Below are 26,670 nucleotides of genomic sequence, written 5' to 3'. Positions count from 1 at the left end.
CGTATCGGCAGCCTGACATGCGATGTAGCCAGCGGTAAACCCCAAGTGCGGCTTCGCGCACCCCTTGCCGGAATGTCGCGCGCGGGCTACTTCAGCAGCGCCAGCCGCCCGGCGAAATCGGTGGGCAGATACAGCAACGGGCTCGTCGTCCACGGCTGACCGGACTGCGGATCGTACTGTGCGGGCATCGCCACCCCGGCGGGCGCGAAGGCATGGAATCCGCGCTTGGCCGTGGTCCGGGTGGCCCGCCACAGATGGTCCTGGAACGCCACCACGGCAGCGGCGTCGGAAGCCGCCGCGCCGCCGCGCAATTCCGCGACCTTGGCCGCCACGCCGTCGGTGGAGAGGTAGACGAGCGTGCCGTCGGCGGCACGATCGGGATCGATGGAAATCACATCGGTCAGGCCGTACCGGTCCCGCAGCACCTGTGCGATCTCGGTCTGCGCGTAGACCGGAACAGCTCGATCACCGCGTGCGGCCACCACGGCCGCGGCCAGCGCCTCGTTCACCGGACCCGGTTCGCCGATGGTGCGCGTCGAATCCGTGCCGGGCGCAAGCCGATTGCCGAAGCTGTAGGCCACGATCAGCGTCGCGGAATCCGCCGGTGCGGTGGGCACGGTCCACAGATCCACCGCGGCGGGTGGGGCGGCGTGCGCGGCCGCGGGCAGCAGCCACGCCGCCGATCCCAGCACCGCCATGGTCGCCACCGCCGCCGCCGTCCGCTTCGCTCTCACGAATCCGATGCTAACGACTGGCAATTCACAGCCCACTGTGACCTACCACACGGCGAGCGGTGCGGCCACATCAGTGCGCGGGTCGCGAACTCAGACCCGGGCGGGGGTCTTCGCCGCCACCGGGCGCAGGGTCTTGCGCAGATCGGTGCGCATGGTGGTGGCCGAATCGATGAGGTAGTTCTGGCGCACCTGCCACGGATGCCGGTCGCCCTGGCGCGGGAACTCCGAAATCGAGCGCTGCACATAGCCGGAGGCCAGATCCAGCAGCGGGCGCTCGCCCAGAGCGCGATCGGGCCGCGGGACGACGGCCCGGTAGCCGCTGCGATCCATATAGCCGAGCACCTTGCACACCAGGCGCGAGGACAGGTCGGCGCGCAGCGTCCAGGAGGCGTTGGTGTAGCCGATGCAGACCGCGAAATTCGGCACGCCGGTGATCATGGTGCCCTGCCAGACGAACTGATCGGCCAGATCCACCGGAGCCCCGTCGACCGAGAGGCCGATACCGCCGAAGGCGAGCAGTTGCAGACCGGTCGCGGTGATCACCACATCGGCCTCCAAGACCCGCCCGGACTTCAGTCGAATCCCTTCCGGCACAAAGGTTTCGATGTGATCGGTGACGACCTCGGCCTTACCCTTGCGCATCGCCTTGAAGAAGTCGGCGTCGGGCACCGCGCACAGCCGCTGATCCCACGGGTTGTAGTCGGGGGTGAAATGCTCGGCCACCAGCGCGTCATCCTTGAGGATGCGCGCGGTGAGCCCGGTCAGCATCTTGCGCGCGGATTCCGGGCGGCGGCGGCAGTACTGATAGAAGCCGACATTGAACAGAATGTTCTTGGTGCGGATCACCCGGTGCGCCAGCCCCGGCGGCAGCAGTTCGCGCACCCGGTCGGCGATCTTGTCCCGGCCCGGGACCGCGGAGATCCAGGTGGGGCTGCGCTGCAGCATGGTGACCTGCTCGGCCTGTTCGGCCATGGCGGGCACCAGGGTCACCGCGGTCGCGCCGCTGCCGATGATCACGACCTTCTTATCGGTGTAATCCAGGTCCTCGGGCCAGAATTGCGGATGCACGACGGTGCCCGCGAAATCGGCGATACCGGGGAACTCCGGCTCGTAACCGTGGTCGTAGTTGTAGTAGCCCGCGCAGGAGTAGAGGAAGCCACAGGTGAGCGTGCGCTGTTCCACGCTGTCGCCGGTGCGCGTCTCCAAGGTCAGCGTCCAGCGGGAATCGCCGCTGTCCCACTGCGCGGCAAGCACTTTGGTGCCGTAGCGAATGTGCTTGTCGATGCCGTTCTCGACGGCGGTCTCGGTGATGTAGCGCAGGATGGACGGGCCGTCCGCGATGGACTTGGCATCGGTCCACGGTTTGAACGGGTAGCCCAGGGTGAACATATCGCTGTCCGAGCGCACGCCCGGATAGCGGAACAGGTCCCAGGTGCCGCCGAGCGCGGCGCGCGATTCGAGCAGGGCGTAGCTGCGGCCGGGATGTTCGGCCTGCAATCGATACGCCGCGCCGATGCCGGAGAGTCCGGCCCCGACGATCACGACGTCTAGATGCTCGACTGTGCTGGAGGTCGCGGCGCTCATGAACTCCAGTCTGCGTCCGCCGGGCCCGCCCTTCTTGACTCTGCGCGACAAGTATTTGATTCTGAACGACATGTCGGTCATTCGATCCGCCGGATTGCGCGGCTTTCGCGCCACCGTCTCCGAACTGGGCGGCGATGCCGAAGAGCTCGCCGCGCTCTGCGGGCTGCCGCCCGAGGCCCTGGACACCGACGATCTGCTCGTCCCCGATCAGGCCGTCGGCGCGGCACTCGAGCTGGCCGCGCATCGCTTGAACTGTCCGGATCTGGGGCTGCGCATGTCCCGGCGGCAGGAATTGGACATGCTCGGACCGCTCGCGCTCGCCATCCGCAATTCGCCGACACTCGCGGATGTGCTGGAGTGCACCTCGCGCTATCTATTCGTGCACGCGCGCTCGCTCAGCCTGACCATGACACCGGATCCGTACGGCGATCGCGGGGTCACCGCGCTGCGCTACGGCGTCACCGCGCACGGACTGCCGACGCCGGTGCAGGGCACCGATGTGGGATTGGCCTTCGTACACCGCACGATTCAGCGGCTGGCCGAGGAACGCTACGGGCTGCGCTCGGTGGAACTGCCCTATCGCCCGGCCGCGCCGATCGCGGTGTACGAGGAATTCTTCGGCGCGCCAGTGCGAATCGAGCGACCGGCAGCGGTGCTGCGGGTGCCGAGCAGTCTGGCCAATCGCCCGCTGTCCGGCGGTGACGAGAATCTGCATCGGCTCGCCATGGCCTTCCTGGCACAGCTGTCCGGCGGGGATTCGAGAGCGCTCACCCCGCAGGTGCGCATCACGCTGCAGAAGCTGCTCGGCACCGCAGCGCCCGAAATCGGCGCTGTCGCTAGGCTGCTCACCATTCATCCGCGCACACTGCAACGCCGTCTGGCCGCCGAGGGCACCAGCTTCGCGGCACTGCTGGACGAGGTGCGGCGCACCGAGGCGCATCGCTACCTCACCACCACCGATATGCCGATGAGTCAGGTCGCGTCGCTGGTCGGACTGTCCGAACAATCCACCTTCACCCGGTGCTGCCAGCGCTGGTGGGGCACAACGCCTACCGCGGTGCGGCGCGGTGGTGGCGGCGCGGCGCACTGACGACCGCGCGCGGGTATCCGGCAAAGCCGCCGGGACACAACGGCATCCGGTACGACACCACCGCGATCGGGCGGCGCACGGAACGCGAGCGGGGAGTACCCGCTCGAGTTCGCCTGTATCCATTGGGAAATCGGGCAATGTGAACCAGGCAATTCTCGCAATCAGTTTGCGATCTTGCCGCGTGTCCTGCGAGCGTGCCGCCGCGTACGCGCGCAGGATGAAGTGGTGATAGCCGAATGCCCTTCCTGCGCTTGGCCCTCCCCCACGCCCGTGTCCTCGCACCGCTCGGTGCAGTACCTACGGTGCGTGTGCGGACAGTGGATGATCGCCGTGCACGGGAAGGTGGTCGGCGCGGCCGGTGGCAGCAATTTCAGCCGCACCGATCCACTTTCGGCGATCGTGAGCGGGCGGGACTAGCGCGAGGGCACGAAGACGCGGACGGCTTCGATGCGGGTGCCGCGCTCGTGGAAGTCGAGTTGGGCAATGCCGCGACCGTCGCGGGTTTCGACGGTGGCGGTGACGGTGCGGCCCGCCGCGATGGGCTTGCTCCAGCGCAGCCCCTTGGCGCGAACGATGAAGTCCTCCAAGGACATTCGCTCATCCTCGGCCCAGGACAGCCGGGGCACCGGGGCCAGGGCGGCGTGCGCTCCGGCGGATTCGCCGCGGCCCGCCGCGTCCAGCAGGCGACCGGCGGCCTGTTTGCCCGCGGGCCCGACGCTGCGCATGCCCTTCATGAAACCCAGTGCGCCGCCGACGCCTTGATTGCCGAGCAGCTGCGGGCCCAGCTTCGCACCCGCCAGCAGGCCCTGTACACCCGAGCCCATGAGCTGGGTGATCATGCCGGGCAGTTCCCAATGTGCGCGCAGCGCGGCGACTTTCAGCTCACCGTCGATCTCGGTGACGTCATAGCGCAGGTGCATGGGCACGTGCAGGGTGACACCGGTGGACATGGTGGTGGCGATGGTCAGATCGCGGAACACGGTCGATCCGGAGACCACATCGTGCGCGACATCGAAGGCGATGCCATTGGGCGCGATGAAGGTGTCGTAGAACCGCTCGATGGCGGCGCGGCCGATATGCGGGCGCGAACCCACCGGATCCTCCACGCCGGCCGAATCGGCGAAAAGGCCGACCCAGGCGGCGCGATCATGCGCCGCCACCGCCCGCGGGGAGGCTTCGACGGTCGCCAGCAGTTCGGCGGCAGTGGGGTTCGCGGACACGGTTCCTCCAGGTGATCAGTAGCGCGCGCGATGATACCGGCCGCCCCGTCCGGCGTCACGGGAACGGTCGGCCACCACCGTCCGCCCCGAATCACTTCGCGCCGAGCGGCTTTCCGAAGAAGGACGCGAACACCTCGCCGAAGGTGTTGAACAGCAGGGTCGTGCCCTGCGGGTTCAGGAATAGTGAACCGGCGTCGGTGGTGGAGCAACCCGGTTGCGCCGGAACACCGTCGAGTCGATCCTTCATCCACAACATGGCCGGGCCGCCGCCGGAGATCTCGGTGACGACGTGCTCGCCGAGGTGCTCGCGGGTGTATTGCACATTCGCTTCGGGATTTCGGCAGTAGGTGTCGACCAGCGTATTGACCTGGCCGACCGGAATGACCTCATCCGGATTGCCCTGCCAGATGTACATGGGCATATCGGGGACGATCTTGCCCATTCGAGTCTTGTCCAGGACATCGGCGACGACCGGCTCCTGCAGCGGATCACCGGCGGTGTGCAGCATGCCCTTGAGATTCAGGAAGGGCAGCAGCGCGGCGGTGTATTGCAGGCACAGATTGTTCTTGACCGCGGCCAGGGTCTGCCCGAACGGATCCATGCGCTCATTCACGAAACGCGCGAAATCGGGGTATTCCCGGGTCAATCCGAGCACCGCGGCGAAGATCAGGCCCGAGGTGGCCTGCCCGTTCGCCACATTGAGCGTCACACCCAAATCGGCGGGCACACCGCCTTCGGCCGCACCGACGATATTCAGTTCGGGGGCGTAGGACTGCTTCAATTCCGCGGCATGCCCGGTGACGATCGCGCCGCCGGAATAGCCGTACATGCCGATGCGGGTATCGGCGGCCAGTCGCAAGGGGTCGAAATTCTTCGCGGCGCGAATACCGTCGAGGGTGATGCGCGCGCCCAGCGGTCCGGCGGCGTACGCCTCATTCGGGCCCTGATGATCGGGAATCGTTACCGCCCAGCCCTGCGCCAGCGCCCCCTGCGTGACGGCGAATTCGGCGGGCACCACGACCTGACCGCCGAGCGCGCTCAGCGACCACTGCTGCACCGCGTAGGAGGGCGCGCAGTATCCGGCCAGCGAGTCCTCGGCGATCTGCATGGAGAGCAATTTGTCCGGGGCCGAACCACGCGGCTTCAACACCGTGGTCACGGCCGCTATCGGCTCATCGCGACTGTTATTGGAGCGGTAGGAGAGCTGCCAGGCGTCCACATTCACCGGGATGACACCGAAATTGGCGACATTGACCTGGCGGGCGGTAATGATCTCGCCCGGGGCCTTGCTCGCGATCACATCCGGTGCGGGGCGATAGAAGGCCGAATCCAGTTCCGGCGGAACGGCGATCGCCGGTGCCGGTTGCACCGGAATCGGATCCGCCCCCGCATTACCGTCGGCCGCCATGGCAGCCGACGACAGGATTGCGGCCAGCACGACGGCTATTCGCCGTGCGGTTTTCGGCTTGCGCACTCTCTTCCACCTCCGAAGCAATGTGAGACTGCTCCGTCTCACACGATGGGAGAACTATCGCATGAAAGTGACCTGGATCGCAATCCCGCCCAAATGAGTTCGGCCCCACCGGAAGTGCCGGTGGGGCCGAACGACGGGAAGTCCCGCGGGATCACTGCTTGGGCAGCGCCAGATTCATACCGCCCACATCGGCGACCTTCCAGCCATTGTTCGGATCGACCGCGACGGTGTAGGTGACGGTGGTCTGCACGCCCTGCGGATTCTGCGCATTGGTGGAGGTGACATTCAGGAACACATTCACCTGGTAGACGCCGTTGTTCTGCGACATCACCTTCGCCGTCACCGGAGTCGCGCTCGAGGTCCACTTCAGCGGAACCAGGATCTCCTGCAACTTCGGCGCGGTCGCCTCGAATTTATCGGCGAGCGTGGGCGTGGTGTTGGCCTTGAGGCGGCCGGTCCACGAATTCAGATCGGAGAAGTTGATATTGGAAGCGCCGACCGAATAGTCGGTGGCGATCTGTTCGGCGCGCTGCGCGTCCGCGGCCGCGGCATCGCGGTCACGCAGATCCCCGCGCGCCGAGAGCCACAGCGCGCTCACGGTGATGAGCGCACCGATCAGGAGTACGGCCGCCGCGACGGTGCCGAGCGTGGAGAGCTTCAGCGAGACGGTCTTGGCCTGCGGCGCTTCGGGCTTCGACATCTCGACCTTCGGCGCTTCGGGCTGCTGAGCCTCGGGAACGGAGACGGCAGCGGCCTCCGCGTCGACTGCCCGCTTCGGCTCGGTGTCCTGCGACATCCGCTTCTCCTTCTTCGGTGACTAATTGACGTTGACCTGCACCCGCACGGCGTTATCGCCGGTACTGGCGAGGGCCTGCGAGATCAGGGCGCTGATATCTATTTGCGGCCCGGTCGTGCGTGCGGCATCGGCGAGCGGCTGCAATTGGGGCGCGAGGGTTTTCAGTTCGGGTCCGGCCTGCTGCAACCAATCGGTCAGCTTCGCCAGGAAGGGTGCCAGCCCATTGCTGTCCACATAGGACTGCGGTCCGGGCACTCGATCGGTGAGTCTACCGACCGCCTCGACCAGATCGTTCAGAGACTGTGCAAACCGGATGAACGCGGGCGCGGCAGCCGCCGTCGCCTCCGGGATACCGTCCATATTCGAGGCGGCGGCCTGGAAACTATTCAGTAGCTGCGCGATTTTGGGTTCGCGACTCATGATCGCCGACGCCAGCAGATCACCGGCGCGGGTGAGCGCGGGCATGGCCGAAGCGGTGTCGTGGAACGCTACCCCGAGGGTATTGGCCAGTGAGGCCGCCACCGCCGGATCGAGCTGGTTCATCACCTTGTTGACCAGGCGCGATACCTCGGGAATGGACAGTGGGGATTTCACCGCCGAGGTATCCAGGCGCTGACCGTTCTTCAGGTAGGGCGCACCGCCGGTCTTGGGACGGATCTCCACGTATGGCTCGCCCAGCGCCGAGAGCTGTTCGATGCTGATGACGCTGTCGGTGGGCACCTTGCGATCGGCGTCGATGCGGAAACCGACCTCCACACCGCGCGCATTGCTGTCCACCGAGGTGATGCGGCCGATCTTCATACCGGTCAGCAGAATCGGCGAACCGACGCTCAGGCCACCGGAATTCGCCAGCACCATGGACGCGTTGGTGTACTCGGCGAACGGATCCGCACGCACCACACCGAAGGTCAGATAGCTCGCGCCGAGCACGGTGACCGCGGCGATACCGCCCAGCGATGCCAGCGAACCCCATTTCATCGCACCGCTCCGATCATGCGCAGGGTGGAGAGGATATTGCCCACCTGGTCGTCCTTGGAGACCGAATCCGTGTGCACGCCGGTGATATTCACCTTCGGGCCGTGCTCGACGAACGGAATCAGCTTGTCGCGCAGCAGGGAAACCAGCAGCGAGAGATTCGAGGACACCGACAGATCCAGCGGCGAGCCCAAGAAAGCCAGCGGCACAAACGCTTTCGCCGCACCATCGGCGGAGCTCACCACGGGGGCCAGCCAGGCCAGCGAATTGCCCAGCTGGCCGAGCGAGGTGAAGATCTGTGCCACACCGCGAATGGAGTCGGTGACGCCGTTCAGGGTGTCCACCGACTCCTGGCTCAGCTCGTGATCCAGGAAATCCGCGCGATCGTGCAGCACCTGGGCATTGACGCCCAGGCCGTTGAGCAGCGAGTCGACCTGATCCAGATTCGCGGCCAGATCCACGGCGTTGCCTGCCGCGTTCTGCGCGATGCGCTTGGTTTCGTTCGGATCGGCGGGCAGCACCGTGTTGAAGCGATTGATGATGTCCTGCAACTGATTCACCGCACCGCCCTGGGTGAAGGCGGCCAGCGCGGCCATGGTGTCCTCCAGCTGCACCGCCGGATGCGTGCGCTCCTGCGGAATGGTGCCGCCCTCGCGCAACAGCGCGCCGAAACCGTCGGGCGGGGTGGTCAGCGCGAGATGGATATCGCCGAGCACCGTGTTCTGCCGCAGCTCGGCGATGGTGGTGGCGGGCAATTGCGCCTTGGTCGAGATGTCGGCGTCCACAACCACATAGCCGCCGCGTCCGCCCGCATGCGCCGAATCCACCACGCGCACCCCGGCAACCGTCCCGACCTGTGCGCCATTGGCGATAACCTTCGCCCGCGCAGGCAGATTCAGCACATTGCCGAACTCGATGTGAATCCGGTACGTCGGCCCGGACACCGAAGTGCCCGGCACCGGAACCGAAGCCGGATCGAACGCGCAACCCGCCGCACCGGCCACCAGGCCCGCCGACAACAACACCGCGCCGACGGCCTGTCCGATGCGTTTGCCCGAGAAGGAGGCGGGGTGGCTCCGGCCGACTGCCCTCGGCACGGAGCCCGCACGCCCGGGGGTCGCTGCCCGGTGTGCGGAATCTGCCCTCATCGCAAATTCCATAGGCCCGGCAGTACCTGCGGCCAGCGCAGCCCCTGCTTGCACGAGGTGTGTCGGTGCGGGTTGCTCAGGCGTTACTACCTGGTGGGCAAAGCGGATATAACCGGCGTTGCGGGTGATTTCCCAAGGTCCGATTCTCATCGCGCACCTGCCATTCCGAGCACGAGGGGCACCAGCGGGACATCGACCATGCCGTTGCCGGGGTCGGTGCACGCGCCGGGGGTGACGGCGTTCACGGCCGCGCAGACCTGGGCGGCGTCCGGGGCGGGCAGCGCCGCGCGGGGCGAACCGTAGGTGACGCCGGAGCCCATGACCGATTTGGCGGCATTGGTCAGCACGGGGAGTTTGAGCATGATCTCCGAGAGCGAGCCGACATTGGCGCGCAGCAGGCGCACCAGCGGCAGCGTGTCGTCCAGCGCCCGCATGATCGGATCGCCGACAATGGTGATCAGATCATTGAGCATGGGCAGGGCCTGACCCAGCCGGTCGATGAGTTCGGCTCCGGGACCGATCAATTCGGTACTGGCATTGTTCAGCGCGGGCGCCAGGCGCAACAGCATCGAGCGCAGATCGCCCCAGTGCTGTTCCACCTTCTCGCCCACCGAGGCGAAGGCGTCGAAAATTCCGGCCAGATGGCCGATATCGGCATCGGGCGCGGCCAGCGCGGAACCGAGCTGTTTGACGATCGCGTTGATCTGCGGTCCCGCGCCCGCGGTCGCGGTATCGAGCCCGGCCAGCCCGTGTGCCAGAGCGTCCGGGGCCTGCGCCTGCTGCAATTGCGAGGACAGATCCGCCAGCGCGGTCAGCGTCTCGGTAATGCTCTTGGGCGTAAGGGTTTTGCTGATGCACTGCGAGGAGTCCCAGTGCGCCCGGTTCTTCCCGCTGGCCAGTACGGCCAGATTGCGGTCCGCGACAATGGAATCCGCGACCGTGGTGGCCGCGGCGTCGGCGTACACCGGGTACTTCGCGTCCACCGAGAAGCCGACCTTCACCTTCGCGCCGTCGGAATCGATGGAGGTCACCGTGCCCACCGCGATACCGCGCATGGTCACCTTGTTGCCCACGTACAGACCGACCGCGTCCGGCATTACCGCGCAATAGGATTCGGTCTTCTTCATGGGATCGAAGTAGATGAGGTAACCGACCACGGCCAGCACCACCACGACCACCGCACCGGCGATGGACATGAACGCCTGCGAGGCGAGCATCCGCTTGAGCATCAGCAGTCCTTTCCGGGCAGCGGCACGCATACCGGCACCGTCTGGGCGGACTGGTCGATGGTCACGCCACCGTCCGGGATCACCAGTGACGACAGCTTCTGCTGTAGCTCCCGCGCCGCCGTGAGCGTCGGCGCGAAACGCGTTCCGAGCTGCTCCAACTGGGTGATGGCATCGTTCAGTTTGGGTTTGAGCGAGGCGTCCCACTGCGGCTGCGCGCCATCGAGCCGATCGAGCACCGCGCTGAGCAGGCGCAGCGCCTCCGCCATTTCGGAGTGCTTGTCCGCGAGCACGGTCACCAGCAGGTTGGCGTTGTCCATCAGGCGGCCCAGATCGGTTTTGGCGCCGTCGTACATGCGCACGTACTCATCGGCGACCGAGACCGCGTTGGAGACCTGGGTGCGCTGGCGATCCAGAGCGTCGACGTAGGTGCTCACGGTCTGCAATGTGGTGCGCAGACTGTCCGGCGCACCGTCGACGGAATTGCCGAGCGCGGCCAGATTGCGGTTCAGCGTCTGACCGTCGATCTTGGCCAGCGGGGTCGCCGCGTCCTGGAAAGTCTGCGCCAGGCTGTACGGCAGGCGCACCCGATCCGGCGGAATCGCCTTGTCGCCCAGGGCTTTATCGCCCGCCGGGAAGACCGCGACGTAGTGACCGCCGACAATGGTGAGCATGCGGATGTCCAGGGAGGTCTGATCACCCAGGAACACATCGGAATTCACCGTGAAGCGCATGACCACGCGATCCGGCTTCAGCTCCAGTGATTTCACCTCGCCCACCGAGATGCCCGCGATGCGCACGTCGTCACCGGTTTTCACCGATTGCGCCTCGGAGAGTTCGGCGGTGTAGGTGTGCTTGCCGAACGGCACCACGAACAGCACGCCCGCCGCCAGCAGGCCCAGCGCGACCAGGGCCGCGCCGATAATGCCCCGGCGCAGTTCGCGCTTCTTCTTGGTGGCGTCATCGACCACGCGGTCATTCCGAACGAACAAGCGCCGCAACGTCATCCCTTGCATATCGACACCTGCTGTCCGGAGATCAGCACCTGCACCAGTGGCGGCACGTCGGCATTGCCCTTGCTGCACACCGGCTTCCAGCCGGTCGCATTGGGCGCGGAGACATCGGCGGCGGCCAGCACCGCGGGCAGGCGGCCGAAGACCTCGACGGCCTGCTGCGCGTCCGGGAAGACGCGGCGAATCAGCGCGTCCACATCACTGCCGCTGTCGATGCCCAGCGTGCGCAACAGGCTGTCGATCGGGCCGAGCACCGACGGCGCGGTCGCCGCGAACTGCGCCAGCCCGCCGATATTCGCCTGTAGCGCTTCGAAAATGTCGCTCAGGCGCGCCAGCAGCGGCACCAGATAGTGCACCCGGCCGCTCAGTCGATCATCGAGATCGGACATATTGCGGATCAGCGTGCCGATCACCTGCTGCCGATTGTCCACGTAGGACGCGAGTTTGCCGATGGCGTCCATGGCCGGGCCGACACCGCTGCCGTCACCCTCGATCAAAGCGACCATGCTGGCGCTGAATTGATTGATGGCCTCGGGGGAAATGGTGGACAGCACCGGCTTCAGGCCGTTGAACAGGCTGGTCACATCGAAAGACGGCACGGTGTGGTCGATCTCGATGCGCGCGCCCGCCTTGACGCGCTGCCCCGGCTGCGGCTGCTGCTGCAGATCGACATAGCGCTGCCCGGTCAGATTCTGATACCGGATAGCGAGCTTGCTGTTGTCGTAGATCGGTGCGTCGGTCTTGACCGACAACTGGACCCGCGCCTTCGCGCCCTCCAGTTCGATGTGCTTGATCTTGCCGACCTGCACGCCGTACATGCGCACGTCATCACCGACCTTGAGCCCATTGGCATCGGTGAAAATCGCGTCGTGCGTTTCGGTTTCACCCGATACCGGCCGTTGAATCGCGGTGATCACCAGCATGAGCACCACCACGATCACGGTGGTGAACAGGCCGAGCCGCCAGGCGGCGCCCTTGACCGTCATCGCGCGCCTCCCAGCAGCGGGATCGCGACGGCGGGCACGCCACGCAGATCGACCTCGACATTGAGCACCGGGCCCTGCCCGTTATCCGGCATGGCGGCGCGCAAACGCTCGATGAGCGTGCGCAATTCGGCGCTGGACTGCTGCGGCTGCGGCACCATCTGGGCCAGCATGGCCAGCACCGGCGCGAGCATATCGGTCAGTCCGGAGAGCTGATTACCGGCCGTGCCAAGGGTTTTCGCGAGTTCGGGCAGCAGCTGCCCGGTCACCAGCGCCAGATTCGAATCGTAGGTGGCCCGATTGCCCTGCAGCCGTTGCACACTGCGGATCATGTCGACCACCTGCACGGTGGCACCGGCGAATTTGCCGCCGCCGTCGAACGCCGGGCCGAGCTGGCCCATCAGCTCCGAAAGCGGCATCTTCTGGTTGTCCGCGACCGTGCGGGTGGCGGTGATGAGGGCCTGCGCCAGCGGCGTCAAAGCCTCGGTATCGGCGGCCGCCTGCGCGATCACCGACGCCATCTGCGGGGTCAGCACCGAACCGCCGACCTGCGAGGCGCTGCGCAGAATCGACCCCATGGTGGCGTCGTAGACCGCGTTCGCCCGGGCTCCGGTCAGATCGATGACCGCGCCCGCGTGCAGCGGCGCACCGCCGGATCCGCCACGCAATTCGATCTCACTGATGCCGAACAGGTTCGCGGGCGCGTAGTCCACCAGCATGGAATCGTCGATCCCGAACAACCGGGAATCGTCCAGCCGCAACCCGATTCGCTGCGTACCGTGCGCGTCCGGGGCGATATCGGTGACCTTGCCGACCACCACGCCGTTCACCCGCACCTCGGTGCCGACCAGCACGCCGTCGCCGATCTGTTCGGTGCGCAGCGTAATCGCAAGTCCGTCTTCGGTTTTCGCGGACGAGTACACCGTCCAGCCGATCGCCACCGCGACGATCAGCGCCAGCGCGACCGCGCCGACCGCCATGGACCGTTTCCGGTCCACGGCAACACCAGGCATTCCGTAGTTCGGCATCCCCTACCCCGTGAACGTGATCGCCGAATTGAAGCCCCACAGCCCGAGCGAGAGCACCATGTCCAGGGCGATGATCGCCACCGAACTCGCGCGCACGGCCTTGCCGGAGGCGATGCCCACACCTTCGGGACCGCCGGTCGCGAAGAAGCCGTAGTAGCAGTGGATCAGAATCACCACCACCGCGAAGATGGCCACCTTCACCACCGCCGCGATCACATCGAAGCCGGAGACGAATTGGAAGAAGTAATGGTCGTACACGCCCGCGGATGATCCGTGCACCAGCGTGATCAGGCCGCGGCACGCCAGATACGACATGATCAGCGCGATCAGGAAGGTCGGCACGATCGCGACCACACCGGCCAGCACGCGGGTGGTCACCACGAAGGGAACCGACCGCAGGCCGAGCGATTCGATGGCGTCGATCTCCTCGGAGATGCGCATGGAACCGATCTCGGCGGTCATGCGACAGCCCGCCTGCGCGGCGAACCCGATGGCGGCCGCGATCGGCGCGAGCTCACGGGTGGTGGCGTACGCCGACACCAGGCCGGTGACCGGGCCCATGCCCAGCATGTCCAGGGTCGCGAACGATTCCACCGCCACCGAGGCGCCCATGACCAGGCCGAGCACGATCATCATCGGGACGGTGCCGCCGCCCACGATGATGGAGCCGCGACCCCAGGTCATATTGGTGATGGCGCGCATGGTCTCGTCGCGATAGCGCTTGAGCGTCAACGGAATCGACGACAGCACCTGCCAGACGAAGGAGAGCACGAAGCCCACGCCTTCGACGCGGCGCAGCAGTAGCCCGCGCCGGTGATAGAAGCGCGCGAACCAGCCCAGTCCCTTCGGGACGTAAGTAGCGGACATCAGGCCAGCCTCGTCGGCAGGAACATGGCGGTGATCTGGGTGGCGATCAGATTGACCACCACGATCGAGACCACCGAGAGCACCACCGCGGCGTTCACCGCATCGGCCACACCGCGCGGCCCGCCCTTGGCCTCGAGCCCGCGCTGGCAGGCGATGATCACCACGATGAAACCGAAGATGACCGCCTTGAGCAGCGAGATCCAGACGTCGGCGGTGGTGGTGAAGGAACCGAAGGTGGCCCAGTAGCTGCCCGGCGTGACGCCCTGACCGCCGATGGCCACCACGTATCCGGCGAGCACGCCGACGAAGATGATCAGCACGTTCAGCAGCGGGGCGACCACCAGCATGGCCACCATGCGCGGAATCACCAGGCGGTGAATCGGACTGATGCCCATGGTGTTCAGGGCGTCGATCTCCTCGCGAATGGTGCGCGCGCCCAGATCCGCGGCCAGTGCCGCCGCGCCCGCGCCGCCCAGCAGGAAGCCGGTGGCCAGCGGTGCGCCCTGTTTGATGACGCCGAGGCCGCCGGTCGCGCCGAGCAGCGAATCCGCGCCGAGGGTGTGGATGAGGTTGCCGACCTGCACCGAGACGATGACGCCGAAGGGAATCGCCATCAGGATGGCCGGAATCGCGGTCACCGTCACCAGCCGCCAGGCCTGGAGAATGGCTTCCTTCCACTGGAATTCGCGGCGCGCGATATCGGTGAAGGTGCCCGCCACCGATTCCTGGGCGATGCCGGCCGCGCGGCCGAAGGTGCGCAGGGAGGCCACCGCGGTGCCGGAGAAGTTCTCGCGAACGATGCGGACATTGCTGCGCACGGCCGAGCGGCGCGCGAGGGTCCGGGTCATTGCGGGGTGACTTCTGCGAGACGCCGAATTCGGCGCCGGGTGACGAGGTTCAAATCTTCTTCTCCGTGATCGGCAACACTGCCTGCCATCAAAGCTAATGGTTACGCGGAGTTACAACAAATCCGTCGGAAGTGTGACCCAGGACTCTAAGTTACCTTCCAGTACATGTGGGGCGATCCTGTTCAAGAACCCGATTGCCTATGTGACCTGCGGATCTAGAACTTGTTATTAGTTGCTACCGCTATCGATATGATGCTGGACACACGTCCAGTGAACCGGCGGCAGGCCACCTGAAACGGCTGGTGCGATACCAAAACCGAAATTTGGTGAACTGTCAGCTACCTGAATCCACCCATACCGGGTGCGCATCGGCTATGGCGGTTTTCCGCCATGCCAGCGCGTAAAGACCGACCGGAGTGTTCACTGTGCCTGTGGATCCAACAGTGTCGGCAGTCCTTTCGGCGGTCGCGTCCGATGACTGGACGGCATTCGCCAAACTGGTACACCCCTACGTGCACTGGACCGAGGACGGCATCACCACGCGCGGGCGCACCCGGGTCATGGCCTTGCTCTCCGGACACGACGGCGTCAAACCCGCCAGCGCGTACGAACTACGGGACGGGCAGATCTATCGCTGGACCTCGTGAACCCGCGATCACGGACTGACAGCCAGAAAGACGAAGGCCGAGAACAACACCAGGTGCACACAGCCCTGCAATAGCGTCGCGCGGCCGGGCACCACGGTGAGCGCGCCGACCACGACGGTCAACGCCAGCAACACCATCTGCGTCGCGCCCAGGCCCAGCATGAGCGGACCCTCGATCCAGATCGACGCCAGCGCGATGGCCGGAATCGTCAGGCCGATACTCGCCATCGCCGAACCCAGCGCCAGATTCAGACTGATCTGCACCCGTTCGCGGCGCGCGGCCCGCACGGCCGCAATGGTTTCCGGCAGCAGCACCAGCAGTGCGATCACCACACCCACCGCGGAGGCGGGCAAACCCGCTGCGGCGATACCGCTTTCGATGGACGGCGATACCAGCTTGGCCAGGCCGACCACACCGACCAGGGCCACCAGCAGCAATGCCAGGGAGATGAAAGCCTTTTTGCGCGTGGGCATTTCGTCATGGTCGTCATCGGCCTGGTCGCCGTCCTCCACGGGTAGGAAGTCACCCGGATGCCGGACCGTCTGCACCATGACGAAGACGCCGTAGAGCACCAGCGAGGCCGTCGCGGCGAAGATCAGCTGCGAGGCCGAGAAGACCGGGCCGGGCTCACTGGTGGTGAAGGTCGGCAGCACCAGGCTCAGCGTGGCCAGGGTGGCGACCGTGGCCAGCGCGCCGCCGGTGCCCTCCGCGTTGAAGACCGCCAGCCGCCGTCTCGCCGCCGCCACCAATAGCGATAGGCCGAGAATGCCGTTGCAGGTGATCATCACCGCGGCGAAGACGGTATCGCGGGCCAGCGAGGCCGCCTTGTCACCGCTGGAGAGCATGAGCGTGACGATCAGGCCGACCTCGATGATGGTCACCGCCACCGCGAGAATCAGCGATCCGAACGGTTCACCCACCTTGTGCGCGACCACCTCGGCATGACTGACCGCCGACAACACCGCCCCGACCAGCGCCGCGGACACCAGTACCACCACCGCCGGACCGAGGTCACGACCCCAGGAAAGGGCCAGTACCAGGGCGGCGACGAGCGGAATGACTAGTGACCAATAGCGACAGACGATGCGCACCATGACCTTCATCGTTCCAGCAAATTGTTCGCATTCACCGCAAAACGAGAGCCAGACCTCCCTCGGCGAGCCGGGGGTATGACGCTTGTCAGCCGATCTCGCCGGCGGCGCGCTGATAGGCGGCGGCCGCGCGCTCGAAGTAGTCGAACAGCACCGCGCGCTGGTCAGCCGGGTAATCGCCGATGATCTCACCGATCGCCCGGCGCACCGGCGCGAGCACCCTATCCAACTCGGTGGGCTGGCCGACCGGCTCCACGATCACCTTGCGCCGATCCCCCGGATCGGCGGCGCGCCGGACATAACCGGCCGCCTCCAGCCGATCGATGAGGCGGGTGGTCGGGCCGGTGGTCAGGCCGGTGCGAGTGCCGAGTTCGCCGGGGGTCATCGCCCCGCTCAACCCCAGGATATTGAGCGCGTACAGATCGGTCGCGCCCAATCCGACGGCCTTCGCGCCCGCCTGAGCATGCAGAACGACGGCACTTTCGTACCGCCGGAAGATTTCGCTCTCTTTCGATCCCGCGGGTGTTGACACGGTTCGCCTCCTACACCTAATCTCTTCCTCAACGAAGAAACTTCTTAAAAGAAGAAACATCTTCTAGGCAGAAGAATAACACGGAGGCTGATTCGAATGACCCCCACCACGCGGACCGGACGAGCACTGGTCACCGGTGCGAGCGCCGGTATCGGGCGGGCCTTCGCCACCACGCTGGCGGCACGCGGATACACGGTGACCGCCGTGGCCCGGGGCGCGGCCGGACTGGACGAACTCCGGGCCGAGATCGGGAACGACCACGAATTCCTGATCGCCGACCTCGCTACCAGCGCCGGCGTGCGGACCGTCACCGAACGGCTCGACGCGGCGAATTACGCGGTGCTGGTGAACAATGCGGGCACCGCGACGCACGGCGAGTTCACCGTCACCCCCGTGGCGGACGCGCTGGGAATGCTGGATCTCAACTGCCGCAGCGTGATCGCGCTCGCACACCACTTCCTCGCCGGGGCCGAGCCGGGGGCAGCGCTCGTCAACGTGGCCTCCACGCTGGCCTTCGAACCTCGGAACGAACTCGCGATATACAGCGCCACAAAGGCTTTCGTCGCCAGCTTCTCCGAAGCCCTCTGGCAGGAACAACATTCGCGGGGCGTACGGGTCATCGGCCTGTGCCCCGGCGTGACCATCACCCGCTCGCAGACCGCCGAAGGCGTCCCCGCCGAGTACGTGCAGACGCCGCAGCAGGTGGTCGACCGCGCACTGGCCGCGCTGACCGACGGCAGCGGGCCAATCGTCCACACCAATGATCACTACCGAAAGGCAGCCACCATGAACGCCACCGAAATCGACACCACCGCCATCCGCGCCCTGATCAAGCGCAGCGCCGACGCCTGGGGCCGCGGCGACGGCGCCGCCTACGGCGCCTGCTTCACCGCCGATGCCACCGACGTGACCTACGTCGGCACCGTCTACCACGGCGGCGACGAGATCGGCGGCGCACATCAGGCGCTGTTCGACAGCTTCCTCAAGGGCACCCGGCTCACCATCGACATCCTGGAGATCCGCCGCTACGGCGCGGACACCGCGATCGTGCTCACCCGCGGCGAATCCGATAAGGGCACGGCCAAGAAGCTCGGAAAACTGGCCACCTACACCGTCATTCGCGATATGGATGGCCAGTGGCGCATCGCCGCGGTCCAGAAGACCCAGCACAAACCCCTCATGGAAGCCGTCTCCTTCAAGTTCCAGCCCGCCACCCGCCCGGCCGCGCACTGATATGGCGACCATCGCGATCCTCGGCGCCACCGGCCGCACCGGCCGAACCGTGCGGATACGGCAAATCGCCTAGCGGGTGGAATAGGCTTTCGGGGTGGCCGAAACGAGTGTCGAGGCGGGCGGGGTCGGGGAACCGCATCCGCATGAACCGCATAACGAGGGGCTGGCTTCGCGGCTGAACTGGTTGCGGGCGGGGGTGCTCGGGGCCAATGACGGGATCGTTTCCACCGCCGGGCTGGTGGTGGGTGTGGCCGCGGCGACGACGGAGAGTTCGGCGATTCTCACCGCGGGTATCGCGGGATTGACCGCCGGTGCGATCTCCATGGCGGCGGGCGAATACATATCGGTGAGCACGCAGCGGGACAGTGAGCGGGCATTGCTGTCCAAGGAGCGGCGGGAACTGGCCGAATCACCGGAGTTCGAACTGGCCGAGCTCGCGCAGATCTACGAGGGCAAGGGGCTCTCCAAGGAGACGGCGCGACAGGTGGCCGAGGAACTCACCGCGCATGACGCGTTCCGGGCGCACGCGGAAGCCGAATTGGGTTTGGACCCGACCGAACTCACCAATCCGTGGCATGCGGCCATTTCCTCCGCGGTGTCGTTCACGCTCGGCGCGATTCTGCCGCTGCTGGCGATTTTGCTGCCGCCGGTCTCGTGGCGAATTCCCGTCACCTTCGCGGCAGTGCTGGTGGCACTGGCGATCACCGGCTCGGTGAGCGCACGTCTCGGCGGCGGCAGTCGGGGGCGAGCGGTGCTGCGCGTGGTGTTCGGCGGCGCGCTCGCCATGGCGGTCACCTACGGAATCGGTCAGCTCGCAGGGTTTTCCGGAATTTAGCGCGAACCGTCCCGCGACGCCGGACTATCGCGGGGGCAGCAGGATCGGAACGTCCACCGGATGCGGTGCGACGGGCGGAGCCACCGCCACGGGCGGCGAATTGGCGGGTGCGGCAGGCGGATTCGCCGGAGCCATGCGCGGATACACCAGCTCCGGGGACCCGATCTGCGGGGTGGCGGGACCGTTCACCGGTGCGGCGGGACCGGCCGCCGGAGCCTGCGACGGGGGCAGCAGCCCATTGCCCGGGACCACCGAATCACGCTGGGGCGGAACGACCGCGGCGGGCGCGGCCGGCGGGTGATACATCGAGGTACGGCTCGGATCCAGCACGCCGCGAACGGGATTCGCGTCGGTATCGCCGGAGCGGGTGAGCAGCATGCCCGCGCCGATGGCGAGCACCATGAGCCCGGAAACGAGGACGACCGCGGCCAGACCGCGCGGGTCGAGATCGCCTTCGTGCGCCGAGTCGGATTGCCGCGGGCTACCGAGCATGGTTGTCCTCCTTCGGATTCCGGCCGACCGCCGGTCAGGGCGCCGGGGGTGGTGGTGGCGGGGGCGGTGGCAGCAGGAACGGCAGGATGGGAGCGAGAATGTCCGGGATGACCGGCGCGGGCGGCGGCGGGGCGGGCGCGGGCGGCGGCGCGGGTTCGGGCGCGGGAGCCGGAGCGACCGGGGCCGGGGCGTAATACGTCTCGGGGGCCGGAGCGGGGGCTGGCGCCGGTTCGGGAGCCGGTGCGGGCGGGGGCGGTGCGGGCGCGGGAGCCGACGCAGGTGACGATCCGGCACCGGCTGGCTGCTGGGTAGAGCTGGTGACCGGGGCCGCGGGTTCATCGGAGGAGTCGCCGGTGCCGCCGAAGCTGCTGCGCACACTGCCACCGACCAGGGCCAGCACCACGCCCAGCGAGAGCACGATCATCAGCACCAGGGTGCGCGCCGACATCTCGCCGGACTCCACCACGCCGGGTGTGCCGTCGTTGTCGCTCACCTGAGGTTTATCGCGCACCGCGCCGAGGGACACCGGAAACTCCTTCGATTCCCGGGCAGCTTGCCCGCCGATCCGAAAAGCTCGTCTTCCAGGACCGTACACAGGTTTGCCATGAACCTGAATCGACCTAATGACTCAGAATCATTCCAGCTCAGTATCTATTTTCTCTGATTGCTAGAAGATGGCTTTCGGGTCGCCGGTGAACCAGATATTCACAATGCGGACGCTCCGCATGAGCCAGCGCTCACCATCGCGAACCAGCTCCACCTCGTAGCGGTTCTTCAGCAGCGCGAAGACATCGTGGTTATAGGTGCGCAGGTGCTGCGCCTCGACCATGGCGGTCAGCCAGGCGGTGTCGCCGTCGATGACAACGCGCGGATTGGTGACCTGGTGGCTGGTGTCGACGCGGCCCGCGAAGCCGCTCAGGATGGTGTCGACGATGAAATCCCGGCCCACCATGAGCGGGGCCTTGCCACCCCAGCGGTCGGCGGCCGGCTGGAAGTCGAGTTCGGCGTCCTCGGTGAACGATGAGGCGAACAATTCCCGATCGCCCAGATCCTGGCCGAGGGCGAAGCGGTACAGCGCATCGGTGATCTCGGCGCGATCGCGTAATTCCCGGACCGTCGCCGTGTAGTCGGCGATCGGGGCGGACAGGGCGTGCGGTGCGGTGACAGGCATTGCTTCACTGTCGGCGGCCGCGCGGGCGGCGGCAATGCGACGGTGTGCAACGATCGTCAAGCACGGCTTAACGATGCTGGTGGAGGCGGACATGCTGGAGCGGCATGAAATAGAGGTCCTGCTCACCCTGTCCGAGGAGCTGCACTTCGGGCGCACCGCCGACCGGCTGCACATCTCCACCGCGCGGGTGAGCCAGACCGTGGCCAAACTCGAACGGCGACTGGGCGTTCCGCTCTTCGACCGGAGTAGCAGGCGGGTGGCGGCGACACCGGCCGGGCGTGATCTCTACGCCGAACTGCGGCCCGCCTGGGATCGGATCTCGGCGGCGGTGGCGCACACCGTGGCGACCGGACGCGGACGCGGTGGCACCCTGGAGGTGGCGTTCGTGGAAGCGGCGACCGGACAACTACTCACCCGCGCGGCCGAACTCTTCCGCGAGCGGATGCCGGAGTGCGCCGTGCGAATTCGGGAAGCTCAACCCGCACAGGTGATTCCGTGGTTGCGCGAGGGTGAGATCGATATCGCACTGGGGGTGCTGCCGGTGCACGATCCGGATATCACCGCCGGGCCGGTGCTGGTCACCGAGGCCCGGATACTGGCGGTGCCGGTGAATCACCGCCTCGCACAGCGACGTTCGGTGACCCTTGCCGATATCCCGGCCACCACCGTGCTGACCGGAACCGGGACCACCGGTGAATTGCTGACCGCGGTCGGCGCGGGCAAGGGGGTGCTGCCCATCGGGGCTCACGCGCAGCGCTATCACGCCCGCCCCGATGTCGCCTATGTCCCGCTCCGCGATGCCGCGCCGGTTCAGTGGGTGCTGCTGTGGCGCAGGGGAAATGACACCGCGCGTATCCGTGAGTTCGTGAGCGCGGCGGAGGTCGCCGCCCAGCCCGGCTGAATGAATATCGCGGCCGGGCTGTGGATCCCGGCCCAAAGCGCGCCGGGATGACGGGGCGGGCGGCTAGGCGACGGAGATGACGACCTTGCCGAACGGGTCGTCCTCGGTGTAGTAGCGGAACGCCTCGCGCGCCTGGTCGAACGGGAACACCCGGTCGATGAGCGGCCGCATCCGATGGTCGGTGATGGTGCGGTTCATCGCCTCGAAATCGGCGCGCGAGCCGACCGCGATCCGGCGCACGCCCAGGTATTTGAAGCCCGTGGGATCACCGGGCTGCTGTCCGGCCTCGGCCGGGAACGCGCCGATCAGCGTGATCATCGCGTTGTAGGCCCCGGACGCCTGCGATTTCGGCAGCGTCGGCATGCCGACCGCATCGATCACATGCTGGACGCCGTCCCCACCGGTGAGCTCCAGGACCCGCTGCTCCCAGTCCGGGAATTCCTTGCGGTCGATGACCTCATCGGCCCCCAGTTTGCGCAGGCGCTCGGCCTTATCGGGCGAGGAGGTGATCGAAATGACCCGCGCCCCCAGCATTTTGGCGTGCTGGACGGCGAACAACCCGACCACGCCGGTGCCGACCGTGAGCACGGTATCCCCCGGTCCCGCCGGAACCGGCTTGGTCAGCGCCGACCAGGCCACCAGGCCCGCCGCGGTGAGCGATGCGGCCTCCGCGTCGGTGAGGTGCTCTGGGACGTGCACCACCGAATCCTCTTCCAGCAGCACATAGTTGGCCAGCCAGCCGTGATGATTCGCACCGTACTGCTCGAAGGAGGACTTCTGGGTCTGCGGCCCGTCGTTCCAGGCGACGAAGTAGGTGCCGGTGACCCGGTCGCCGAGCGCGGCGCGGGTCACGCCCTCGCCCAGGGCGATCACCTCGCCGACGCCGTCGACCAGGGGCGTGATGCCGGGGGTCATGGGGACCGGGTATTTGCCCTCGTAGAGCAGGATGTCGCGACGATTCAGCGAGGTGGCGCGGACCTTCACGACGACCTGATGCGGTCCGGGCTCGGGCAGCCGTTGCGCCCGGGTGCCGAGGCCGTCGAGGCCGCGTAGCGGATCCATCTGGTACGCAATGCCATTCATTGTGGTTCTCCTGAAAGCGTTCGAAAGTTGTTGTGCCGATGAAGGTGTCGCTACGCGGGGCCGATGTACTGGTGATCGCTGCGGATGCGCCCGTCCTCGTCCAGCGCCAGCACGTCGTAGCCGGTGCCGCCGATCGAGCCGTCCGCGGTGGCGACCATCGCCCAGCCGAGACCGGCCAGACCGCCGGCCAGGCGCTGTGCCACTCCGAGGGGCTGGAAGGTGTATTCGCCCGGGGCGATGAACATTTCGTAGGCCCGGGTGACCCGGGCGTCCAGCTCGCGGTGGCCGCGCACGGTCAGGTACGGGACGGGGAAGGCGATGGCGGCGGCCGCCTCGCGGATCTCCTGCGGCGGATCGGTCAGCACCTGCGCGCCGTCCTCGGCCCACAGTTCCGCGATCAGCTTGGTGCGAGCGGCCGCGTCGGCCTCGTTCCAGAGGGTGATGTACTGCTCGGTCAGGGTGGTCAGTGCGGCGGTGTTCAGCTCGTTGCTCATGACCGAAAGTCTGTTCGGCGGCGCGATCGAGCGCGATTCCCCGCAGGGAATGATCATGCTCCGCGGGGAATGATCGAATGGCCGCGCTTGTCATTCCACAGGCGGGCCATTCCCTCCGGGGAATCGCCCGGAGACGGCCGGGCGCACACAGTGGAGGTATGACGATCATGGCGGTGGCAGCACCGGCGAGCCCCTTCGCACAGCAGTTGCGGCACTGGCGCACCCGGCGCCGGATCAGCCAGCTCGATCTCGCGATCAGCGCCGAGACGAGTCAGCGCTATCTGAGCTTCCTGGAGCAGGGTCGCTCACATCCCGGGCGCACCATGGTGGTGCGGCTGGCCGAATCGCTGGGATTGTCACTGCGCGAACGCAATACGCTGCTGCTGGCCGCGGGTTACGCTCCCGCGTTTCCCGAATCCGCTCTGGACGCACCGGAACTCGGTCCCGTACGGCACGCGCTGGACACCATTCTGCAGGGGCACCTGCCGTATCCGGCCGTGGTGACCCGGCCGTATGGGGTCCTGGTGTCGGCCAATGCCGCATTCGAGATGCTGGCCGAGGGCTGCGCGCCGGAGCTGCTCGACGCGCCGTTGAATGTGTTGCGGCTGGCGCTGCATCCGGACGGCCTGGCCCGGCGGGTGATCAATCTGCCCGAATGGGGGCGGCATATCACCGACAGCCTGCGCAATCGGGCGGCACGCAGTCCGGATCCGGATCTGGACGCGCTCATCACCGAATTGGAGGCGTACCTGCCCCCGGTCGATCCCGGTCCGCAGCACCTGGGTTTCGCGGTACCGCTGCGGCTGCGCAGTCCCGGTGGCGAGTTGCGCCTGATCACGACGCTGACCTCGTTCGCGACGGCCACCGATATCACCCTGGCCGAACTGCACCTGGAGGCTTTCCTGCCCGCCGATCAGGCCACCTCGGATTATCTGCGCGCACGCTTCGCCACTTCCTGACGCACGAACCGAACCCAGCGCCCCGCACGGCCTTGCCGTGCGGGGCGCGCTGTCGTTTCGGGGCAGGTATCGGCCCTTGTTTTTCATATACTCGTAGACGTATATTCGTAGACGAGTAAGGGAGGTGCCGGAGATGGCTCGCAAGCGCAAGGTCGGAAATCTGATGGCACTGGCGGTGCTGTCGGTCATGGCCATTCAGCCCATGCACCGCTATGAGATCGCCGCCCGTTTGCGGGAGTACGGCAAAGACCACGATATGGGCGTCAAATGGGGTTCGCTCTATACCGTCGTGGACAACCTCACCAAACACGGCTTCCTCGAGGTCACCGGCAGTGAGCGCGACGGGGCCCGCCCCGAACGCACCATCTACCGCATCACCGAGGCCGGTCGCGCCGAACTCACGGACTGGACAAGGGAACTCATCGCCAGCCCGGAACCCGAACAGCGGCCGTTCATGGCCGGACTCTCGGTGCTCTCGGTGCTGCCGCCCGATGAGGTGATCGGCCTGCTCACCGACCGAATCACCAAGCTGGAGACGACCATCGCCGCCATCCGCACCCAAATCGATTCGCTCGCAGGCTCATTGCCGCACCTATTCCTGGTCGAAAACGACTATGAGCTCACCATGCTGACCGCGGAGGCGAACTGGGCGCGCACGCTGCGCGATACCCTCGCCGACGGCAGTTTTCCCCAGGTAGACCAGTGGCGGGAGTGGCATAGCGGCGGCTCCCTGCCCGCCGATGTCGTGGCGCAAGTGGAGGGAGGGCTGCCCGGCGCGCAATCGCCGCCGGACTGAACCACCGATCGATTCACCGATAAGACCGGGCCCCGGCGAAGGTGCTGCAACACCACCGCCGAGACCCGGGAACACACCTTCCCGATCCGTGCTCGTGCAGGCGAACTCGTACCGAGTTTGGCAACTACAGGATAACTGGGTTCTCCGCGCGCGCTCTGATTCGGGGTTTATCGCACCCTTCGAATATTCAGGGAGACAACCCATGTCCATCAATTCACGCGCTATTCGCAGCGCCCTCGTCATCGGCGGCGGCATTTCCGGACCGGTCGTCGCGGCCGCGCTGCACAAGGCCGGGATCGAGGCCCGCGTCTTCGAGGCGTACCCGGGACCCGCCTACGGCATCGGCTCCAACCTGGCCCTGGCCCCCAACGGGCTGGCCGCGCTGGAGATCATCGGGGCCGCGGACGCCGTCCGGGCCATTGCCGCGCCGATCCGGGCGCAATCCATGTCGGTCAACGGCAAGATCATCAAACTGCCCGGGATCAAGGGCGTCGAACCGCTGCAATTGGTCGACCGGCCCGATCTGCACACCGCGCTGCACGATGTCGCCGTCGCCGCCGGGGTGAAATTCGAGTACAACCGGCGACTGGTCGAAGTCGAGGAGAACGCGGACGGCATTACCGCGCATTTCGCCGACGGCAGCAGCGCCACCGGTGATGTGCTCATCGGCGCGGACGGCATCCGCTCCACCGTGCGCACCCTCATCGATCCGAAGGCTCCGGGACCGCAGTATCTGAATATGCTCGGATTCGGCGCGTACACGCGATGCCCGGTGGATCTGGAACCGTCCGATATGACCTTCGCCTTCGGCAAGCGCGCCTACTACCTGTACTGGGTCATGCCGGACGGGCGCGTCGCCTGGGGTGCGAATCTGCCGCACCCGCAATACCTTTCACTCACCGAGGCGCGCAGCGTCTCGAATGAGGAATGGTTGCGCATCCTGCGCGAGACGTACGCGGACGACACCCCGGGTGCGGCGCTGGCGCAGGCCACCCAGGCGGCGGATTTGCAGGTCGTCGGCGCGCTGCACATCATGCCGCCGGTACCGCACTGGTATCGCGGGCGCATGGTGCTCACCGGCGACGCCGTGCACGCGCCCAGCAATACCTCCGGGCAGGGCGGGTCCATGGCCATCGAGAGTGCCATCGAACTCGCGCACTGCCTGCGCGATATCGATGATCCGGCACTGGCTTTCGCCACCTATGAGGCGCTGCGGCGGCCCCGGGTGGAAGGGGTCGCGAATCGGGTCAAGCGGATGAATAACACCAAGGCGGCGGGTCCGGTGACCCGGGCGTTCATGGGCATGATCATGCCGATGATGTTCAAGCGCATGGATCCGGAGAAGGTGTTCGGACCCGAGCAGCATTTCCGAATCGATTGGGACGCACCGGTGCGACCGGTCCGGGCCACCGCCTGAGCGATGGAAATGACCGTGGCCGTTGCCTTTCCA

28 protein-coding genes are annotated in these 26,670 nt (G+C 66.7%); 8 read left to right on the top strand and 20 right to left on the bottom strand.

Annotated features, from left to right (window positions below):
- Positions 1-86: 86 nt before the first annotated feature.
- Positions 87-734 (bottom strand): hypothetical protein, encoded by a 648-nt coding sequence (locus tag AB0L82_RS00320; RefSeq protein WP_364628721.1) that lies wholly within the window; start codon positions 732-734, stop codon positions 87-89.
- Positions 735-824: 90 nt separating this feature from the next.
- Positions 825-2,318, bottom strand: coding sequence for an NAD(P)/FAD-dependent oxidoreductase (locus AB0L82_RS00315; RefSeq protein ID WP_364628718.1), 1,494 nt, complete (start codon positions 2,316-2,318; stop codon positions 825-827).
- 70 nt (positions 2,319-2,388) lie between these two features.
- On the opposite strand from AB0L82_RS00315, the gene AB0L82_RS00310 reads away from it, so the two are divergent.
- On the top strand, positions 2,389-3,408 hold the full coding sequence (locus AB0L82_RS00310) for an AraC family transcriptional regulator (RefSeq protein WP_364628716.1): 1,020 nt from the start codon (positions 2,389-2,391) through the stop codon (positions 3,406-3,408).
- 413 nt (positions 3,409-3,821) lie between these two features.
- Here AB0L82_RS00310 and AB0L82_RS00305 read toward each other — a convergent pair whose 3' ends face one another.
- From AB0L82_RS00305 to AB0L82_RS00255, 11 genes are all read right to left on the bottom strand, one after another.
- Positions 3,822-4,628: a nuclear transport factor 2 family protein gene (locus AB0L82_RS00305; protein ID WP_364628713.1), complete on the bottom strand. Its 807-nt coding sequence runs from the start codon at positions 4,626-4,628 to the stop codon at positions 3,822-3,824.
- A gap of 91 nt (positions 4,629-4,719) precedes the next feature.
- The gene (locus tag AB0L82_RS00300; RefSeq protein WP_364632697.1) at positions 4,720-6,036 is read right to left on the bottom strand and encodes a lipase family protein; all 1,317 of its coding nucleotides are present in this window, start codon (positions 6,034-6,036) and stop codon (positions 4,720-4,722) included.
- Positions 6,037-6,253: 217 nt separating this feature from the next.
- Positions 6,254-6,898, bottom strand: coding sequence for a hypothetical protein (locus AB0L82_RS00295; RefSeq protein WP_364628710.1), 645 nt, complete (start codon positions 6,896-6,898; stop codon positions 6,254-6,256).
- Between the two features lie 21 nt (positions 6,899-6,919).
- Positions 6,920-7,876 carry an MlaD family protein gene (locus AB0L82_RS00290; RefSeq protein ID WP_364628708.1) on the bottom strand — a complete coding sequence of 319 codons (957 nt, stop codon included), beginning with the start codon at positions 7,874-7,876 and terminating at the stop codon, positions 6,920-6,922.
- Positions 7,873-8,970, bottom strand: coding sequence for an MlaD family protein (locus tag AB0L82_RS00285; protein WP_364628705.1), 1,098 nt, complete (start codon positions 8,968-8,970; stop codon positions 7,873-7,875). The genes AB0L82_RS00290 and AB0L82_RS00285 overlap by 4 nt, the downstream gene beginning before the upstream one ends.
- Before the next feature lie 197 nt (positions 8,971-9,167).
- The gene (locus AB0L82_RS00280) at positions 9,168-10,250 is read right to left on the bottom strand and encodes an MlaD family protein (protein ID WP_364628703.1); all 1,083 of its coding nucleotides are present in this window, start codon (positions 10,248-10,250) and stop codon (positions 9,168-9,170) included.
- On the bottom strand, positions 10,250-11,239 hold the full coding sequence (locus AB0L82_RS00275) for an MlaD family protein (RefSeq protein ID WP_364628700.1): 990 nt from the start codon (positions 11,237-11,239) through the stop codon (positions 10,250-10,252). Before AB0L82_RS00275 ends, AB0L82_RS00280 begins: the two co-directional genes overlap by 1 nt.
- A gap of 11 nt (positions 11,240-11,250) precedes the next feature.
- On the bottom strand, positions 11,251-12,246 hold the full coding sequence (locus AB0L82_RS00270) for an MCE family protein (RefSeq protein WP_364628698.1): 996 nt from the start codon (positions 12,244-12,246) through the stop codon (positions 11,251-11,253).
- On the bottom strand, positions 12,243-13,241 hold the full coding sequence (locus AB0L82_RS00265; protein WP_364628695.1) for an MlaD family protein: 999 nt from the start codon (positions 13,239-13,241) through the stop codon (positions 12,243-12,245). Before AB0L82_RS00265 ends, AB0L82_RS00270 begins: the two co-directional genes overlap by 4 nt.
- A 33-nt stretch (positions 13,242-13,274) precedes the next feature.
- On the bottom strand, positions 13,275-14,141 hold the full coding sequence (locus AB0L82_RS00260) for an ABC transporter permease (RefSeq protein ID WP_364632695.1): 867 nt from the start codon (positions 14,139-14,141) through the stop codon (positions 13,275-13,277).
- Positions 14,138-14,986: an ABC transporter permease gene (locus AB0L82_RS00255; RefSeq protein WP_364628692.1), complete on the bottom strand. Its 849-nt coding sequence runs from the start codon at positions 14,984-14,986 to the stop codon at positions 14,138-14,140. Before AB0L82_RS00255 ends, AB0L82_RS00260 begins: the two co-directional genes overlap by 4 nt.
- A 443-nt stretch (positions 14,987-15,429) precedes the next feature.
- On the opposite strand from AB0L82_RS00255, the gene AB0L82_RS00250 reads away from it, so the two are divergent.
- On the top strand, positions 15,430-15,633 hold the full coding sequence (locus AB0L82_RS00250; protein WP_364628689.1) for a nuclear transport factor 2 family protein: 204 nt from the start codon (positions 15,430-15,432) through the stop codon (positions 15,631-15,633).
- An 8-nt stretch (positions 15,634-15,641) separates the two neighbouring features.
- Here AB0L82_RS00250 and AB0L82_RS00245 read toward each other — a convergent pair whose 3' ends face one another.
- Positions 15,642-16,727: an ionic transporter y4hA gene (locus AB0L82_RS00245; protein ID WP_364632694.1), complete on the bottom strand. Its 1,086-nt coding sequence runs from the start codon at positions 16,725-16,727 to the stop codon at positions 15,642-15,644.
- Positions 16,728-16,812: 85 nt separating this feature from the next.
- Positions 16,813-17,256 carry a MarR family transcriptional regulator gene (locus AB0L82_RS00240; protein ID WP_364628686.1) on the bottom strand — a complete coding sequence of 148 codons (444 nt, stop codon included), beginning with the start codon at positions 17,254-17,256 and terminating at the stop codon, positions 16,813-16,815.
- A 96-nt stretch (positions 17,257-17,352) separates the two neighbouring features.
- On the opposite strand from AB0L82_RS00240, the gene AB0L82_RS00235 reads away from it, so the two are divergent.
- Positions 17,353-18,489, top strand: a complete 1,137-nt coding sequence (locus tag AB0L82_RS00235) for an SDR family NAD(P)-dependent oxidoreductase (RefSeq protein WP_364628683.1) — start codon at positions 17,353-17,355, stop codon at positions 18,487-18,489.
- A 94-nt stretch (positions 18,490-18,583) separates the two neighbouring features.
- Complete coding sequence (locus AB0L82_RS00230) at positions 18,584-19,324, top strand: VIT family protein (RefSeq protein ID WP_364628680.1); 741 nt, start codon at positions 18,584-18,586, stop codon at positions 19,322-19,324.
- A gap of 24 nt (positions 19,325-19,348) precedes the next feature.
- On the opposite strand, the gene AB0L82_RS00225 is transcribed toward AB0L82_RS00230, so the two are convergent.
- The 3 genes from AB0L82_RS00225 to AB0L82_RS00215 all read right to left on the bottom strand — a co-directional run bounded on the left by AB0L82_RS00225 (position 19,349) and on the right by AB0L82_RS00215 (position 20,987).
- Positions 19,349-19,816, bottom strand: a complete 468-nt coding sequence (locus tag AB0L82_RS00225; RefSeq protein ID WP_364628677.1) for a hypothetical protein — start codon at positions 19,814-19,816, stop codon at positions 19,349-19,351.
- Positions 19,817-19,850: 34 nt separating this feature from the next.
- Positions 19,851-20,342, bottom strand: coding sequence for a hypothetical protein (locus tag AB0L82_RS00220; RefSeq protein WP_364628674.1), 492 nt, complete (start codon positions 20,340-20,342; stop codon positions 19,851-19,853).
- A 141-nt stretch (positions 20,343-20,483) separates the two neighbouring features.
- Positions 20,484-20,987 (bottom strand): nuclear transport factor 2 family protein, encoded by a 504-nt coding sequence (locus tag AB0L82_RS00215; protein ID WP_364628672.1) that lies wholly within the window; start codon positions 20,985-20,987, stop codon positions 20,484-20,486.
- 91 nt (positions 20,988-21,078) lie between these two features.
- Between AB0L82_RS00215 and AB0L82_RS00210 the strand changes: the two genes are divergently transcribed.
- On the top strand, positions 21,079-21,888 hold the full coding sequence (locus tag AB0L82_RS00210; RefSeq protein WP_364628669.1) for a LysR substrate-binding domain-containing protein: 810 nt from the start codon (positions 21,079-21,081) through the stop codon (positions 21,886-21,888).
- Positions 21,889-21,951: 63 nt separating this feature from the next.
- On the opposite strand, the gene AB0L82_RS00205 is transcribed toward AB0L82_RS00210, so the two are convergent.
- Both AB0L82_RS00205 and AB0L82_RS00200 read right to left on the bottom strand, forming a co-directional pair.
- Complete coding sequence (locus AB0L82_RS00205; RefSeq protein WP_364628667.1) at positions 21,952-22,971, bottom strand: NAD(P)-dependent alcohol dehydrogenase; 1,020 nt, start codon at positions 22,969-22,971, stop codon at positions 21,952-21,954.
- Between the two features lie 50 nt (positions 22,972-23,021).
- The gene (locus tag AB0L82_RS00200; RefSeq protein WP_364628664.1) at positions 23,022-23,465 is read right to left on the bottom strand and encodes a hypothetical protein; all 444 of its coding nucleotides are present in this window, start codon (positions 23,463-23,465) and stop codon (positions 23,022-23,024) included.
- 158 nt (positions 23,466-23,623) lie between these two features.
- Between AB0L82_RS00200 and AB0L82_RS00195 the strand changes: the two genes are divergently transcribed.
- The 3 genes from AB0L82_RS00195 to AB0L82_RS00185 all read left to right on the top strand — a co-directional run bounded on the left by AB0L82_RS00195 (position 23,624) and on the right by AB0L82_RS00185 (position 26,637).
- Positions 23,624-24,424, top strand: a complete 801-nt coding sequence (locus AB0L82_RS00195) for a helix-turn-helix transcriptional regulator (RefSeq protein ID WP_364628661.1) — start codon at positions 23,624-23,626, stop codon at positions 24,422-24,424.
- A gap of 133 nt (positions 24,425-24,557) precedes the next feature.
- Positions 24,558-25,220: a PadR family transcriptional regulator gene (locus tag AB0L82_RS00190; protein ID WP_364628658.1), complete on the top strand. Its 663-nt coding sequence runs from the start codon at positions 24,558-24,560 to the stop codon at positions 25,218-25,220.
- 202 nt (positions 25,221-25,422) lie between these two features.
- Positions 25,423-26,637, top strand: coding sequence for an FAD-dependent monooxygenase (locus AB0L82_RS00185; RefSeq protein ID WP_364628656.1), 1,215 nt, complete (start codon positions 25,423-25,425; stop codon positions 26,635-26,637).
- Positions 26,638-26,670 lie beyond the last annotated feature (33 nt).

The organism is Nocardia sp. NPDC052001, assembly GCF_040680615.1.
In the GTDB taxonomy this organism is placed as follows: Bacteria; Actinomycetota; Actinomycetes; order Mycobacteriales; family Mycobacteriaceae; genus Nocardia.
The sequence above is the reverse complement of the archived record's forward strand: the minus strand, read 5'-3'. Positions and strand labels throughout refer to the sequence as shown.